This window comes from Pseudomonas sp. TE3644 (assembly GCF_056278815.1).
In genome coordinates this window covers 263,740-281,384 of sequence record NZ_JBWBQF010000001.1, presented here as the reverse complement: position 1 = coordinate 281,384, position 17,645 = coordinate 263,740, and the positions used below count along the sequence as shown (strand labels likewise).

1 protein-coding gene and 3 pseudogenes are annotated in these 17,645 nt (G+C 67.2%); all 4 read right to left on the bottom strand.

The window, feature by feature from the left end; all coding sequences use genetic code 11:
* Positions 1 to 12 precede the first annotated feature (12 nt).
* Positions 13 to 8,457 carry an amino acid adenylation domain-containing protein gene (locus tag ACZ9GA_RS01180; protein WP_457357741.1) on the bottom strand — a complete coding sequence of 2,815 codons (8,445 nt, stop codon included), beginning with the start codon at positions 8,455 to 8,457 and terminating at the stop codon, positions 13 to 15.
* An 18-nt stretch (positions 8,458 to 8,475) separates the two neighbouring features.
* Positions 8,476 to 12,918, bottom strand: a pseudogene (locus tag ACZ9GA_RS01175) (amino acid adenylation domain-containing protein); the annotation flags it as partial.
* Between the two features lie 33 nt (positions 12,919 to 12,951).
* Positions 12,952 to 16,128 (bottom strand): annotated as a pseudogene (locus tag ACZ9GA_RS01170) (amino acid adenylation domain-containing protein); the annotation flags it as partial.
* A 21-nt stretch (positions 16,129 to 16,149) separates the two neighbouring features.
* A pseudogene (locus ACZ9GA_RS01165) lies at positions 16,150 to 17,586 on the bottom strand (condensation domain-containing protein); the annotation flags it as partial.
* Positions 17,587 to 17,645 lie beyond the last annotated feature (59 nt).

Genomic DNA, 17,645 nt, shown 5'->3' with positions numbered 1-17,645 from the left:
TCAAAGACAGGTTCAACGGGCACTCTCCAGCGAGTGTCCCAGCAGGCCTTGCAACGCCTCGAGCAGCGAGGCGTTGTGCATCACCTCGAAATGCCCGCAGGCCAACGGCGCCTGGCCCACGGCCTGTTGCCCCAACTGGCTGTTCAAGCGCTGCGCGTCGGCCTCGCGGCGGCCAATCCACCAGCACAACGGCACCGCCTGCACCGCAGGGCAGGCCGGCAAGCGGCGCGACAAATGCTTGAGCTGCCGCGCCACGCAGAACACCTGGGTCAACTCCTCACAGCCCAGGCGCGCCGCGAAGCTGTGCGGGTCAGCCCCTTCATCCAGGAAAGCATGCACGCTGGCACTCACGGCCTCGCGGCTTTCCGCGCCCGGCGGCACCGGCGGCACCGTACGCTCGCCGGCCATCAGCCCGAGAAACTCGCGCAGGTCATGGCGCCAATCGTCGATCGTGCTCGCGGCCTGCGGGTTGGGCACGTAACCGTCGATCAACCCCAGCAACTCCACGCGTTGGCCCATGCCCTCAAGCTCGGCGGCCATCAGCGTGGCGAGGGTGGCCCCCAGAGACCAGCCCAGCAGCAGGTAAGGCCCCTGCGGTTGCACCCCGCGTACCGCCTGCACATAGTCACGGGCCATCTGCTCCAGCGAGTCATCCTGCCAGCCGGGTTCGAGCAACATGCGTGACTGAATCCCGTACACCCGTCGCTGGCCATCAAGCCGGCGAGCCAGCGGCTCGTAGTCGAACACGGTGCCGAACCCGGCATGCACACAGAACACGGCCGGGGCATCGCCGGCGGCACTGTTCATGCTCAACAGCAGTTGCGGGGCATCGCTGCCCGCCTCCTGCGGCAGCAACTGGGCGATGGTCGGCTTCTGCATCAGTTCGCGCAGCTTGAGGCTGAACCCCAGGCCCTTGAGGGACCGGCTGCGGGCCACTACCTGAAGGCTGAGGATGGAGTCACCGCCCAATTCGAAGAAGTTGTCATCCAGCCCGACCTGTTCGACTTGCAGCACGTTTTGCCAAATCTCGGCCAGGGCTTTTTCCAGCGCAGTCCGGGGCGCGCGGTAGCCCTGCTGCGCCGTACCCGGGGTGACGGCCGGCAACGCCTGGCGATCGAGTTTGCCATTGGGCATCAGCGGCAACCGCGCCAGCACGCACCACTGGGCGGGCACCATGTAGTCGGGCAGTGCCGTCGCCAGCTGGACGCGCAGGCTGGCCAGCGCCGCTGCCTCATCCGCCTGGCCGGGCGCGAGCACCACGTAGGCCAGCAACTGTTTGCCGCTGGCCGCCGCTGTGGCTACCACCACGGCTTCGCGCACCTGGGGCTGCGCCCGCAGGCACGCTTCCGCCTCACCCAGCTCGATGCGGAAACCACGGACCTTCACCTGGTGGTCGATACGCCCCAGGTAATCGATCAGGCCATCCTCACGCTGGCGCACCAGGTCACCGGTGCGGTACAGCCGTGCGCCCACACTGAAGGGGTCGGCCACGAACCGCTCGGCCGTCAGCCCCGGACGTTGATGGTAACCACGTGCCAGGCAATGGCCACCGATGTAAAGCTCGCCGGCAACGCCAGTGGGCACCGGGTTCAGGTGCCCGTCCAGCACATGCAGCGAGCGCTCGCCCACCGCCGTGCCGATAGGGGCGTAGCTGGCCTGGCACGCCATATCGGCATCCGCCTTCCACAGCAGCGGGGTAATCACGGTTTCAGTGGGCCCGTAGCCATTGATGATGAACTGCGGGCGCAAGGCCGCCTTGGCGCGTTCGAAGCTGGCCTGGGGCACCGCTTCGCCACCGAAGCAGTAAACCCGTACAGGTGGAGGATTGCCGTCGCGCTCGGCCTCCTCGGTCAACTGCTGCAGGTACACCGGCGGGAAAGCGGCCACGGTCACCTGGTACTCCTGCAGGGCCTGGTAGGTACGCTCGGCGGTCCACAGTTCATCGTCGCGCACCACCAGGCTGGCGCCGTGGCTGAGCGCCGTCAGCCAGCGCTCCTGGGCGCCGTCGAAGGCGAAGGACATGAACAGCAGTTCGCGGTCCCCGGCGCTCATTTCATAGCGCTCGCCAATGGCCGCGCAATGGGCCGCCAGGGCCCCGTGCGCCACGGCCACGCCCTTGGGCTGCCCGGTGGAGCCGGAGGTGTAGATCAGGTACGCCAGGTCGTCGGGGTGCACGGCCGTGTGCATGGGCTCGGCGACGGCCTGGCCCATGTCCAGCCGGTCCAGCAGCAGCCGCAGCCCGGTGGCCGGCACCGGTACGTTGTCCTGCAATTGGCTGTGGGTAATCAGCAGCGCAACGGCGGCGTCTTCCAGCAGGTACTGCAAGCGCTCACGCGGGTAGCCGGTGTCCAGGGGCACGTAGGCGTGGCCGGCCTTGAGCACGGCCAGCATCGCCACGATCATCTGCTCGCTGCGCGGCAGTGCCAGGGCAATGTGACTGCGCTGCGCAAGCGGCAGGCTGCTCAAGTGTCGAGCCAGGCGGTTGGCCTGATCGTCAAGTTGGGCAAAGGTCAATTGCCGCCCCTGGCACAGCACGGCCACGGACTGCGGCTGGCTGGCGGCCTTTTCGGCGATGCGCTGATGCAACGGCGCCAGGCCAGGCATCGGCGCCAATGCCTGCGGCGTTAGCAGCGGCACAAGCGCCACCTGCCCCAGCGGTCGCGTGGCGTCCTGGGCCAGGGACAGCAGCAGGTGCTCCATGTGCCCGCGCAGGCGTTCGGCATGTTCGGTCTCGAACTTGTCCCGCAGGTACAGGTATTCGATTTCCAGGGTCAGGCCGACGCTGACCGCCAAGTCCATGGCGAAATGCGTGACATCGATTTTGCTCGGCTTCTCGAACCGCAGGCCGTGCTCGGTACGCGCCTGGAAGGCGCGGTCCACCGGGTAGTTTTCAAACACGATGATGCTGTCGAACAATGCCTGGCCTCCCAGCCCTGCCAAGCGTTGCACCTGTGAAAGCGGCGTGTGTTCGTGTTCGCGCAGTGCCAGGTTGTAGGCCTGCAGCTCGCGCAGCCATTCTCCGATCGGTTGCCCGCTGCGGGGCGTCTGGATCACCGGCAGGGTATTGATGAACAACCCCAGCATTTCCTCCGAGCCGGGCAAGCCCGCCGGCCGCCCCGAGACCGTAGCGCCGAACGCCAGCGTACGCTGGCCGGTATAGGCCTGCAGCAACAGCGTCCACGCCGCCTGCACCAAGGTGTTCAACGTTACCCGCTGGGCTTGGGCGAAGGCTTGCAACTGTTGCGTGGCACTGGCGTCCAGGCGTGTGTAAGTCACCCCATGGCCGCTGCCCGGCTGGGTGCAGGGCAAGCTTTGGGCCAGCAGGGTCGGCTCATCCAGCGCCTGCAGCCGCTCGCGCCAGAAGCTGTCGCTCAAGCCCTGATCCTGCTGCCCCAGCCAGGCCAGGTAGTCGCGGTAGCGCCCGGTCACCCTGGGCAGCGTATCGCCCAGGTAGGCCTGCATCATTTCACTGATCAGGCGCGCGCTGCTCCAGCCATCCATGAGGATGTGGTGGCTGGTCCAGATCAAATGGTGGGTGTGCTCACTGGTGCGCACCAGCACAAGCCTCAACAACGGCGCCTGCTGCAGGTCGAAGCCCTTGATGCGCTCCGCCTGGGCCAGTTGCAGCAGTTCCGGTTCGAGGTTTGCCGGGGCCTTGCCTCGCCAATCCAGCTCGCTGACCGGCACCTCGACGTGCTGGCGAACCACCTGCAACGGTGCTTTCAATTCATCCTGCCACAGGAAGCCGGTGCGCAGGATGGCATGGCGGCCAATCACCTGGCCCCAGGCCGCGCGGAAGCGCGCAAGGTCAATGCCGTGCACACGCACGTTGACCTGGTTGACGTACAAACCCGATGCCGGCGCGTTGACCGAGTGGAACAGCAAGCCCTGTTGCATGGGCGCCAGCGGATAAATGTCCTCCACCGTGCGCGGTACCAGCGCCAAGCGATCCAATTGGCCCTGATCCAGGCCCGCCAACGGGAAGTCGGCAGGCGTGAGGCCGCCCGCCTCGGGGGCGCAGCAATGCTGGATCACCGCGTCCAGCTCTTGCAGGTAATCATCGGCCACGCCCTGGAGGGTGGCGTGCTCGAATTGCTCGCTGCTGTAGATCCAGTTGAAGCTCAGCTGGCCATCGTGGACGTGGCTGTTGATGGTCAGCCAGTTGCTCATGGGCGCGTCTGCACTCTGGTTGGCGCCGGTGCCCTCGCTGGCCGGGGCCAGCAGACCATCGGCGGCAAAGCTGCTGTCCAACTGCCCCAGGTAGTTGAAGGTGACGCGCGGCACCGGCAGCCCGGCCAACTGGCTGACCACCTGGGCGTCCGCCAGATAGCGCAGCACGCCAAAGCCCAGCCCCTTGCCCGGCACGGCGCGCAATTGCTCCTTGATGGCCTTGATGGAGCCGTCCAGCGTATCGGCGGGGGTCAGTTGCACGGGGAACAGGCTGGTGAACCAGCCCACGCTGCGGCTCAGGTCCAGGGTGTCGTCCAGCGGCTCGCGGCCATGGCCCTCCAGCTGCACCAGGCACGAGTCGCCCTGGGTCCAGCGGCACAAGGTGCGGGCCAGGGCGGTCAGCAGCAGGTCGTTGATCTGGGTGCGGTAGGCAGCGGGCGCCTGCTTGAGCAGGCGCGTGGTACGGTCACGGTCCAGGCTGACGCTCAAGGTGCACGCACTGGCGTTGCTTGGTTCACGGTCCGGCATCGCACAGGGCAACGGTTGCACCGCATCACTGCCCTGCGCCAGCCAGAATGGCAGTTGCCCGTGCAGCGCCGGCGACGTCGCCAGGGCCTCAAGGCAGTTGGCCCATTGCTGCAGCGAGGCAGTTTTTGCCGGCAGCACATGCGCAGCGCCCGCTTCATACAGGCCCTGCAAGTCTTCCAGCAGTACCCGCCACGACACCCCGTCCACCACCAGGTGGTGAATCACCAGCAACAAGCGCTGGCTGCCATCGGCCATGTCCACCAGCAATACCCGCAACAGCGGCCCCTGGGCCAGGTCCAGGCTGCGCTGAGCTTCGTCACACAAGGCCCGCAGGGCCTGCTCGTCGCGGGCCCTGCGGTAACCGATCACGGTACTGGCCGGCGGGGCCTCGGCGAACTCGCCTTGCCACTGACCTTGCACCTGGTGGAAGCGCAGACGCAAGGCGTCGTGCTGTCGGATCAGGGCATCCACGGCCTGTTCCAGGCGCTGCGGCACCAAGGGCTGGCGGCTGGCGAGCAGCACCGACTGGTTCCAGTGATGGGCGTGGGGGATTTGACGCTCGAAGAACCGACGCGCCACCGGCAGCAGGTTCAGGGTGCCGCGCGGCCCCTGGTGTTGCACCGTGGCGGCTGCGCCGACGGCATCGCCGATGCTGGCCGCCAGTTGTTCGATGGTCTGCATTTCGAAGATCTGCCGCGAGCTGAGTTTCAGGCCGCGGCGACGCGCCCGGGCAATGATCTGCAGGCTGAGGATCGAATCGCCGCCCAACTCGAAGAAGTTCTCGTTGACGCCCACTGCCGGCACTTTGAGCACATCGGCCCAGACTTCGGCCAGCAGCTGCTCCTGCGGCGTGCGGGGCGCCAGGCGCTCCCCCGCGGCCTGCTCGATGACCGGCAAGGCCTTGCGGTCGAGCTTGCCGTTGGCGGTCAGCGGCATGGCTGGCAGCGCCATCCAGCGCGAAGGCACCATGTAGTCCGGCAGCCGTTCGGCCGCCAGGGCGCGGACCGCCTCCACGGCCCCGTCGGCGGCCAGCACCAGGTAAGCCACCAGTTGCGGCGCCTGGCCGCTTTCCTCGAGTACAACCACGGCATCGCGCACACCGGCCAGCCCTTTGAGGGTGACGGTGATGTCGCCGGTTTCGATGCGATAACCGCGCAATTTGATCTGCTCATCGCCGCGGCCGAAAAACTCCAGTGCGCCGTCCAGACGCTGGCGAACCCGGTCGCCCGTGCGATACAGGCGCTCGCCCTGCCCGAAGGGGTTGGCCAGGAAACGTTCCGCGCTGTGCCCCGGCGCCCCGCGGTAGCCGTTGGCCAGGGTCGGGCCGGCCACGTAAAGCTCGCCGATGGCCCCGGACGGCAGCGCGTTGAGCTGGTCATCCAGCACGTACACATGGGCTTGCCCCAACGGCACACCCAGCGGCACGCGCACGTCATGGGGCTGTTGCGGGTGCACCTGGGTGGCCAGCACACCGACCGTGGTTTCGCTCGGCCCGTAGTGGTTGTACAGGCGGCAACCGGGCTTGAGGCTGGCGGCCAGCTCCAGCAATGGCCAGTCGCAGGCCTCGCCGCCCAGTATCAGCGCATGGGCCGGCAGCACATCCGCCGGGCTGGCCGCTTGCAACAACGCCCGCAGGTGGCTGGGGACAATCTTCAGCACGCCCACCTGATGCTCGGCCATATAGTGGGCGAATGTGTCAGGGTCACGCACTTGCTCATCGCTGAGCAGGTGCAGCGTGCGCCCACTGCACAGGGCCCCGAACAACACCGTATGGCCCAGGTCGGCGGCGACGGTGGAGACCATGGCCATGCTGGCGTCGGCCGGCATTTGCACCCGCGCCAGCAACCCCGTCACGTACTGGTACAGCGCGCCGTGGCTGATGTCCACGCCCTTGGGCGCACCTGTGGAACCGGAGGTGTAGATCAAGTACGCACTGCTGGCGGCTGGCAGGCTGCACGGCGTGTACCGGGCATCCCCGGCCCGCAGGCTGGCGATGTCCTGGCAGGGGGTGTCGGCCAGCGGCTCCGTCTGGCGCCCGATCAGCAGCGGTGCGCCGCTTTGCCTCAAGACCGCAGCCAAACGCTGCATCGGTGTCGAAGGCTCCAGCGGTACATAGCTCAGGCCGGCCTTGAGTACGCCCAGCAGGGCAACCACCCAGTCGCAGCTGCGTTCCAACAGCAGTGCCACCGGCGTACCCAATGGCCAGCCATGGGCCTGCAACCGCAAAGCCACCTGGTCACTGGCCTGATCCAGCCGGGCGAAGGTCAATGCTTCGCGCTCATCCCGAATGGCCAGGGTCTGGGGCGTGCGCGCCACCGCCTCGGCAAAGTACTGCAGTACGGTGGCCTGCGGTGCGGGGGCCGGCGCGGGCGTGGCCGGTTGCGGCGCCAGCAGGCGCACTTCCCCGACACGCTGCTGGGCGCCGCGCGCCATGCCGTGCAGCAGGTAGGTCAATTGCTCGATGATCTGCCCCGCCGCCGCATCACTGAAGTGCTCGCAATGCCAGGCCAGCAGCAAGCCCAGGCAGCTGCCAGGTTCCACCATCAGGCTGAGCGGGTAATTGGAGCGGCCCGCAGTGCCCGAACCGCCCTCGCCACGCTCCAGCGACGGCAACAGGTTGATGCTCAAGGCTTGCTCAGGGCCTTGCACGGCTTCGGCCAAGGGGAAGTTCTCGAACACCAGAATGCTGTCGAACAGGCCCTTGCCTTCGTCATTGCCGGTGAGTTTGAGGATGTCCTGAAGCGCGCTGTGCTCATGCTCGCGGGTCAACAAGGCCTGCGCCTGGATGCCCTTGAGCCATTCGCCCAGGGGCTGATCGTCCAGCACGGCCACGCGCGCCGGCAACGTGTTGATGAACAGGCCGACAATGTTCTCGACGCCATCGTGCTCGGGTGAACGGCCTGACAAGGTGGTGCCGAAAATCACTTCGTCCTGCCCGGCAAACCGCGCCAGCAGCAACGCCCAAGCCCCCTGCACCAGGGTATTGAGCGTGACCCCGGCCTGCCGGCATACCGCATTCAACTGGTGGGTGGTGGCCTGGTCCAGGTCAAAGGCGCGTTCGCCATAGCGGCCGGCCAGCGCCACCTCGCGGGCCTGGTAGGGCAACGGCGTGGGCCGTACGGACTGGGGGAATACCCCGCGCCAGTAGGCCTCGGTGCGGGCCTGGTCGTGGCGCGCCTGCAGCCAGGTCAGGTAGTTGACGTAGTCGGTGCCGCCCTGTGCGGCCAGCTCCTGGCCCGCCGCCAGCGCACGGTAGGCCACCAGCGTGTCGCGCAGGGCCAGGCCCAGGCCCCAGCCGTCCAGGCTGATATGGTGATAGCTCCACACCAGCCAATGCTCGTCGGGGCCGACCTTCACCAGGTTGAACGACAGGTCCGCCGCCTGGCGGAAGGCGAAACCTGCCGCGCGTTTATCCGCCAGTAGCTGGCGCAGGCGTGCCCACTGCTCATCGCGGCTGCACGCGCTCCAGTCCAGGGTCGGCAAGCCAACCGGAACCTGCTTGAAGACGATCTGCACCGGGACGTCCACTTCTTCCCACCGATAATCGGCGCGCAGGGCCTGGTGGCGATCCACCGTGTGCTGCAGGGCCTGGTGGAAGGCCGCCACCTGAAGGTCGCCGCGCAGGCTGAATACCTGCTGGTAGTGGTAGGGGTCCTGGTTACCGCATTTGAGTGCATACGCCAGGATGCCCTTCTGCACCGACGTGATGGGCGCTACCACCTGGATATTGGCTTTGTGGCGAGGATTGACGGCAGTCATAGGGAATTCCATAAGTCGTTAAAATTCGCTGAGCAGTTCATCGAGGGCGTCCTGGTCAAGGTCAACGCCCACGACATCCGAAGGGGTAAGGGCACCGGCGTCGGCCCCCAGGCAATGGCCGATGACGGCCATCAGTTCCTGGCTGTACTCATCCGCCAGGGCCTGGATGACCTGGGGCTGCAGCACCTGGTCACTGAAGCTCCAGTGCACAGCCAGTTGCCCGTCCATCACCTGGCCGTTGAGGTTCAGCCAGTTGCTCAGTGGCGTGTCGGCGGCCTGGCTGAGACCACTGCTTTCCTCGGCCGGGGCGAACCGGCCGGTGGCCTGCAACCCGGCGTCGACCTGGCCCAGGTAGTTGAAGGTGACCCGGGGTTCGCCCAGTGTTGCCAGCGCCTGGCGGGTGGCGTCATCGCCCAGATAGCGCAGCACGCCAAAGCCCACGCCCTTGTCCGGCGCACCGCGCAGTTGCTCCTTGATGGTCTTGATGGTGCTGGCCATGTCGGCAGCCGGCGTGAGCCGTTGCGGGTAAGCGCTGGTGAACCAGCCCAGGGTGCGGGTCAGGTCGAGGTCGGCGAACAATTCTTCGCGGCCGTGGCCTTCCAGCAATACCTGGGTGGCCGCCTGCCCGGTCCAGCGGCACAGCACGCGGGCCAGCGCACTGAGCAGCAGATCGTTGACCTGGCTGCGGTACGCGGCTGGCGCCTGTTGCAACAACTGCCGGGTGTGCTCAGCGTCCAGGCGGCTGACCACTGTCCGGGCGTGGCGGCTGGCGTGGCTACCCGCCGGGTTGCTGCCCGGCAGCGGCTGGTCGGCGCCCTGCAATTGCGCCTGCCAGTAGTGCAATTGGGCCTGGGCCGCAGCGCTGCCCGCGTGGGCATGCAGGTGTTCGGCCCAACGCTGGAACGCACTGGTCTTGACGGGCAAGCGCAGCGCCTGCCCGGCCTCGAGCTGCTGGCAGAGCTGGTGCAGGTCCTCCAGCAGCACGCGCCACGAGACACCGTCTACCACCAGGTGATGAATCACCAGCAGCAGGCGCTGGCTGCCGTCGGCCATGTCCACCAGCAAGGCACGCCACAACGGGCCGTGCTGCAGGTCGAGGCTGGCCTGGGCCGCATCGCAGTGGTGTTGCAGTTCGGCGCTGTCGGCGGCCCGGCGGTGCCACACGACGGCGTCGGGCTGGGCGTCCCGGTAATGCCCGCCGGCGCTGTCGAACACCAGCCGCAGCACGTCGTGATGAGCCTGCAGGGCCTGCACCGCACGGCTTAGAACGTCCACGCCCAAAGGCTGGCGCACCTGTAGCAGCACAGCCTGGTTCCAATGGTGCGGCGCGGCCAGGTCACGGCCCAGGAACCAGCACTGGATCGGGGTAAGCCGTTGCTCACCTGTCACCGGCCCTTGGGGGCTGGCCTGGCCATCATCAATCTTCGCCACACGCGCCAGCGAGTGCACGGTAGGGTGTTCGAACACATCCTTGGGCGTCAGGCGCAACCCGGCCTGGCGGGCCCGGCCTACCACCTGGATGGAGATGATCGAGTCGCCGCCCAGTTCGAAGAAATTATCATGCACGCCAATATCGACCTGGCCGAGCGCCGCCTGCCACACCTGCAACAGGGTCTGCTCGACGGCGTTGGCCGCCGCGACGGCCACCGCCTGTTCGCGACGCTCCAGCTGCATGGCCGGCAGCGCCTTGCGATCAACCTTGCCATTGGGGGTCAATGGCAAGGTCGCCAGCACCATGATGTGCGTGGGTATCATGTAGGCCGGCAGGCGCTTGCGCAGGTGGTCCTTGAGGCTGTCGACACTGACCGCGGCATTGCCGCCGGCCACATACGCCACCAACTGCTGGCTGCCCGCGATCTGTTGCGCCTGGACCAGTGCCGCGCTGACCTGGGGGTGGGCCAGCAAGCCCGCCTCGATCTCGCCCAGTTCGATGCGAAGGCCGCGTATTTTCACCTGGTGGTCGATACGCCCTACGTATTCCAGCTCGCCCGAACCGTTGCAGCGCACCAGGTCGCCGGTGCGGTACATGCGCCGCCCGCCTCCGGCAAACGGATCGGCGACAAAACGCTCCGCCGTCAGTGCCGGCTTGCCCAGGTAGCCACGGGCCAGGCCTGCGCCCCCCAGGTACAACTCGCCGACAACCCCTGCCGGCACCAGGGCGCCCACGGGGTCCAGGATATAGGCATGGGTACCGGGCAGCGGGTAGCCAATGCTGGCGCGCCCCTTGGCCTGGCGACGGCAGACCGTGGAGTAGGTGGTGTCCTCCGAAGGGCCGTAAAGATCGTAGACGTGCTCGATGTGCGGCAGCCCGTACAAGTCATCCACCAGGCTTTGCTGCAAGGCCTCACCCGCCAGGTTGACGATGCGCACCGAAGGCGGAATCTGCCCGGCACGCAGCAGCGCTGCAATCGCCGAGGGCACGGTGTTGATCAGGCGTACCTGGTGGCGGGCAGGCAAGTCCGCCAGCGCCAGCGCATTGTCTGCCAGCACCAGGTAACCGCCACTGGCCAACGTGACAAAACACTCCCACACCGACAGGTCAAAGCATACCGAGGTACTGGCCAGCACGCCCTGCAGGTCGGCAGCCGTGTAGGTGCCCTGTGCCCAGCTGATCAGGGCACTGACATTGCGCTGCTCGATGGCCACGCCCTTGGGCTGGCCGGTGGAACCCGAGGTATAGATGACGTAGGCCAGGTCCTGGGGCGCCCCGATGGGCTGCGGGTTGCTGGAGGGATACCCGAGCACCTCCTCGTCCAGATACAGCAGGCGCACGGGTGCGTCCGCAGGCAGGTCCGGCGACAGCGACGGCAGGGTGATCAGCAGGCTGGCACGGCTGTCGCCGAGCATGTAGGCCTGACGGTCACGCGGGTAGTCAGGGTCGATGGGCACGTAGGCGCCCCCGGCCTTGAGCACGGCCAGCATGGCCACCGGCAGCAGCTGGGTGCGCGGCAGTGCAATGCCGACCAGGACGCCCGGCCCCACGCCCATCTGCCGCAGTTTGTGTGCAAGGGGATTGGCCTGCTGGTTCAACTGCCGGTAGCTCAGCTGCTGGTGACCGTCGATCAGCGCCAACGCGTCGGGGGTACGCGCTACCTGCGCCTCAAACCACTGGGCCAGGCCGAGCACCGGCGCATCCAGCTCACCTGAGCGTCGGCCCGCCGCCAGCACCGCGGCCTGCTCGTGATCATCCAGCAGGCTGAGGTTGCCCAGTGCCGCCTGGGGCTGCGCCATGAACGCCAGCAGCAGCTGGCGCAAATGGTCCGCCACACGGGCCACCCCCTGTGCGTTGAATGCACGGCGCTGGTATTTGAACTGCAGGCTCAACGGGCCCGCCGCCGTCACCACCAGCGTCAGGGGATAGTTAGTCTGCTCCTGCGCCTGCACGGCGCCGAAGCTCAGCCCCTGGGGCGCCCCCGCCTGCAGGGCTTCGCTCACCGGGTAGTTTTCGAACACCAGCAGGGTGTCGAACAACGGTTCGCCATTGTGCCCGGCCCAGCGCTGCACATCCGCCAGGGCCGTATGCTCATGGTCACGCAGCGCCAGGCCCGCGGCCTGAACGCTGTGCAGCCACTGGGCCACGCTGTACTGCGGGGCGGGCTGCAGAATCATCGGCAAGGTATTGATGAACAGCCCCAACTGCTGCTCGATGCCGGGCAACTGCGCCGGCCGCCCCGATACCGTGGCGCCAAACGCCACGCCTGGCTGGCCGTTGTAGCGCTGCAACAGCAAGGCCCAGGCCGCCTGTACCAGCGTATTCAAGGTGGTTTTCTGCTGGCGGGCGAAGTCCCCAAGCTGTCGGCTCACGCTGGCGTCCAACACCAGGTGGTGCTCGCCATGGCCGTCCTGGTCACTGCCCTTGCCAAGCACGGCGGCCAGGTGAGTGGGATCGCCCAGTTCGCCCAGGCGTGCCTGCCAGAATGCCTGGCTCAGCCCGGCATCACGCTGCTGCAGCCAGCCCAGGTAATCCCGGTAGCTACCCAGGCCAGGCGCCAGGGGCTGGCCGGCGTAGCGTTGCAATACTTCACCCAGCAGTTGCGAATTGCTCCAGCCATCGAGCAGCAAGTGGTGGCTGGTAAACATCAGGTGATGGCGCTGCTCTGCCGTGCGCACCAGGGTCAGGCGCAGCAGCGGCGCCTGATCCAGCGCAAAGCCGCTGGCCTGGTCCGCCTGGGCCAGGTGCGCAAGCCGGGCGGTCGGGTCGGCGTCGGCGTCGGCGCGCCAATCCTCGACGCTGATCGCCAGCGGCGCCTGCCGGTGAATGATTTGCAGGGGCCGGGCCAGGCCTTCCCAATGGAAGCCGGCACGCAGCACAGGGTGGCGGTCGACCGTGGCCTGCCAGGCCGCGCAGAACCGCTCCACGTCCAGGCCATCGACGTCCACGCGCATCTGGTTGACGTAGGCGGCGGTGTGCGGTTCGTACAGGCAATGGAACAACATGCCCTGCTGCAAGGCCGTCAGCGGGTAGATGTCCTCGATGTCCGCCGCCGCTACGGTCAGGGCCTCCAGTTCATCCTGGCCCAGGTCACGCTGGGTGAAATCGCTCGGGGTGACGCCCGCCTCGCCCACGCACAGGCAATGCTCGACCAGCTCCGTCAGTTCGTCGGTAAAGGCGTCGGCCAGCGCCTGAATGGTGTCAACGTGAAAACGCTCGGCGCTGAAGGTCCAGGTCAGGCTCAGGCAACCGTCGTACACCTGGCCATCGATACCCAGGTCACTGGTCAGCGGCGCCAGGGCATCGACGTCACTGCCACGCGGTTCACTGGCCGGCAGCCATGCCGCATCGGCCTGGAAGCTGGCATCGAACTGGCCCAGGTAATTGAAGGTGATGCGCGGTTGGGGCAGCGCCGCCAGCACGCTCGCCTCGCCACTGAGGTAGCGCAGCACACCATAGCCCATGCCTTTGTCAGGGACGCCGCGCAGTTGCTCCTTGATGGCCTTGATCGATTCCGCCAGCTCGCTGCGCGGGGTCAGGTGCACCGGGTAGACACTGGTGAACCAGCCAAGGGTACGGCTCAGGTCGGCATCGGCCACGGATTCCTCGCGGCCATGGCCTTCCAGTTGCAGCAACACCGATGGCTGGCCGGTCCAGCGCACCAGCACCCTCGCCAACGCCGTCAGCAGCAGATCGTTGATCTGCGTGCGGTAGCTGGCAGGGGCTTGCTGCATCAGTTGCCGGGTGCGCGAGCGATCGAGCACGGTGCGCAGCCGCGTCGCCTGGCCGTGCAAGGTCTGCACTGGCTGGCCATCCTCGGGTAGCGCCACGCTGGCACCGGCCAACTGGGCCTGCCAGTAGTCAAGCTGGGCCAGCAGTTGCGGGCTGCGCGCATAGTCCGACAAGCCCCGTGCCCAGTGCTGCAATGACGTGGTGCGGGCGGGCAGGCGCGGTGTCTGACCTTGGCTGGCCTGCTCCCAGGCACTGTGGAGGTCTTCAAGCAAAATGCGCCACGAGACGCCATCGATCACCAGGTGATGCACCACCAGCAACAGGCGCTGCTCGCCATCGGGCAAAGTCATCAACACCGCACGCATCAGCGCGCCACTGGCCAGGTCCAGGCTGGCCTGGGCTTGGGCACAGAGCGGCGCCAAGGCCTGGAGCGATGGCAACGCCCGCACCCACAGCGGGTCCGCCACCTCGCCGAGGGGCAGGTACACACCCTGACGCTCATCGAAAGCCAGGCGCAGCCCGTCGTGGTGGGCCAGCACTGCCTGCAATGCCACCTGCAACGTGTCGGCGGCCAGCGACTGGCGCGGTTGCAGCAGCAGGGACTGATTCCAGTGGTTGGCATTGCTCAGCTCAAGCGCCATGAACCAGTGCTGCACCGGCGTCAACGGCACCTCGCCATGGGCCGGAGCCTGGTCGACCGACACCGATGTCTCGGCCCGCGTTACTGCCGCCAGCGCCGCCAGGGTCTGCTGCTGGAACACGTCCTTGGGGCTCAGTTGCAGGCCGCCCTGGCGGGCGCGGCTGACCACCTGGATGGCGACGATGGAATCGCCCCCCAGCTGGAAGAAGTTGTCATCGCGCCCTACCCGTTCCACGCCCAACAGGCCTTGCCAAATCTGCGCCAGGGCCTGTTCGACCGGGCCCTGGGGCGCCAGATAGGCCCCTTGCAGTTGCGTGATATCCGGGGCCGGCAACGCCTTCCTGTCCACCTTGCCGTTGGGCGTCAGGGGCAGGTGGTGCAGCAGCACCAGGTGGGTCGGCACCATATAGTCGGGCAGCACGTCGCGCAGCCAGGCTTTGATCGCCGGCATCAAGGCCGCTTCATCGTCCGCCTGGGCAGTCACGGTGACGTAGCCCACCAGTTGCTTGCCCGCCACGGCCTCCCGGGCCACCACCACGGCTTCGCGTACCTGGGGATGTTGTTGCAGGCGTGCTTCGATCTCGCCCAGCTCAATGCGGAAGCCGCGGATTTTCACTTGCTGATCGATACGGCCGATGTACTCGATGACGCCGTCCTCGCGCTGGCGCACCAGGTCGCCGGAGCGGTACAGCCGCCCCCCACCGCCAAACGGGTCGGCGACGAAGCGCTCGGCCGTCAGGGCCGGCCGCTGATGGTAGCCGCGCGCAAGCCCTTCGCCGCCCAGGTACAGCTCGCCGACGGCGCCCAGTGGCACCGGATTGAGTTCAGTGTCCAGCACCCAGGCGCTGCGCTGTCCGACCAGGCTGCCGATGGGCGCATACGCCGCCCCGCAGCGGTCAGCGGGGCCGGCCTTCCAGATCAGCGGCGTGACCACTGTTTCGGTAGGCCCATAGCCGTTGATGATGAACTGCGGGCGCAGTACGCGCTTGACCTGTTCGAAAGCGGCCTCGGGCACGGCATCACCGCCAAAGCAGTAAATGCGTACCGGCGGCGGGTTGCCCATGCGCTCGGCATGCTCGGCCAGCTGCTGCAAGTACACCGGCGGGAACGCGACGACACTGACACGGTGCTGATGCAGGGCTGCGTAGGTCTGCTCAGGCGTCCACAGCTCATCGTCACGCAACAACAGGCTGCCGCCGTGGGTGAGGGTCGTCAGCCAGCGCTCATGCGCACCATCGAAGGCGAACGACATGAAGTGCAGCTCGCAGTCTGCTTCACTCATCTCGTAGCGCAGGCCGATGGCCGCGCAGTGCATGGCCAGGGGCCCGTGCGCCACGGCCACGCCCTTGGGCTGGCCGGTGGAGCCGGAGGTGTAGATCAGGTACGCCAGGTTCCCGGGTTCGCACGCCACGTCCGGGCTGTGCCCGGGCTGGGCGTGCAGGTCCAGCCCAGCCATGTCCAGCACGGGCAAGTGCGCGGGCACCGGCAGATCGGCCAGCACGGCGGTGTCGCTGATCAGCAGCGCCACACCGGCATCGTCCATCAGGTAAGCCAGGCGTTCAGCTGGGTAGCTGGCGTCAAGCGGTACATAGGCGCCGCCGGCCTTGAGCACTGCCAACAGCGCCACCAGCAACTCGGGCGAGCGCGGCAGGGCCACGCCCACCCGCACTTCGGCGCCGATACCCAGCCCCCTCAGGTGCCAGGCCAGTTGATTGGCGCGGGTATCAAGTTCAGCGAAGCTGGTGCGCCACCCCTGGCAGATCACCGCAGTGGCCTGGGGCTGGCGCTGGGCATGGGCGGCGATTTTGCGATGCACCGGCACATAGGCCACGGCCGGGGTCTGCGGGCCGTTCCAGGCCCTCTGTCGCAGCAACTCGCCGGTGTCGACCAGCGACAGGTCGGCCAGCGGCCGTTGCTGATCCTCCACGATCTGCCCCAGCAGGGTTTCGAAGTGGCCGCGCAGGCGCTGCATGCGCGGCTCATCGAACAAGTCGGTGGCGTAGCTCAAGGTGGCGAACACGTTGCCCGCAGCGTCCTCGGCAGTGTCCAGCGCCACATCGAACTTGGCCACCGGGGCGCCCACGGCCAGCACCTGCGCCGTGACCCCGGTCAACCCTTGCAGGCTGCCCAGCTCACGGCGCTGGTGGTTGTACATCACCTGGAACAACGGGTTGTAGCTGAGGCTGCGCGGCAGGTCGAGCCCCTCGAGCAACTGCTCGAAGGGCAGGTCCTGGTGCGCCTGGGCTTGCAGGGTAGTGGTTTTCACCTGGGCCAGCAGGTGCGCGAAGCTGGCCTGGCTGTCCAGCTGGCTGCGCAGCACCTGGGTGTTGACGAAGAAGCCGATCAGGCCTTCGGTTTCCAGCCGGTTACGGTTGGCCACCGGTACGCCGACGCGGATGTCGGCCTGGCCGCTGTAGCGGTGCAGCAGCACCTTGAAAGCGGCCAGCAGCACCATGAACAGCGTGGCATTGTGGCGCCGGGCAACAGCGTGCAGCCCCTGGCACATGGCAGGGGGCAGGCTGAATTCCAGGCTCGCGCCGCGCAAGCTTTGCTCGGCGGGACGCAAGCGATCGGACGGCAGTTCCAGGGGTGGGTGTTCCTGCCCCAGCGCCTCGCGCCAGTAGGCCAGCTGGTGCTGGGCTTCGCCCGCTTCCAGCAGGCTTTTCTGCCACACCGCATAGTCAACGTACTGGATCGGCAACGGCGCCAGGCCCGCCTGGGGGCCGCTACTGAACTGGCCGTACAGTGCAACCAATTCACTGATCAGCACCTTCATCGACCAACCGTCGGCGACGATGTGGTGCATGCACAGGCTCAGCACATGCTGCTGTTGCCCCGTCTGCAACAGGGTGGCGCGCAGCAGCGGGCCATGGTGCAGGTCGAACGGTGCCAGCGCATCGGCGCGCAGAATGTCCTGCACCTGTGCAGGCTCGCAACGGCGCTGCTGCAGCGTGAAGCCCGACTCGGCCTGCACACGTTGATAAGGCTGCAGGTCGTCCTGGCTGAAGGTGGTCCGCAACGCGGCATGGCGGTCGATCAACGCGGCGAATGCCTGGGCCAGCGCCGACGGGTCAAGGGCACCGTCCAGTTGCACCGCCGAGGCGATGTTGTAGGCGCCGCTGTCGGGCTGCATCTGCCACAGCACCCACATGCGTCGCTGGGCGAACGACAGCGGGGTCTGCCGGTCACCGGCCAGGCCATCGGGAATCGGATACAAACTGAAGTCCACGCCACGCTCGCGCAGGCTGCGCCAGAAGATCTGCTGTTTCTCACGGGGCAGACCGATGAAACGCCGGACCAATTGCTGGGACTCTTGTGTGCTCATTCCGATTCTTTTCTATCGCTGACGGCGCAAGCGCCGGCATGGGTTGATGTTTCGCCGTG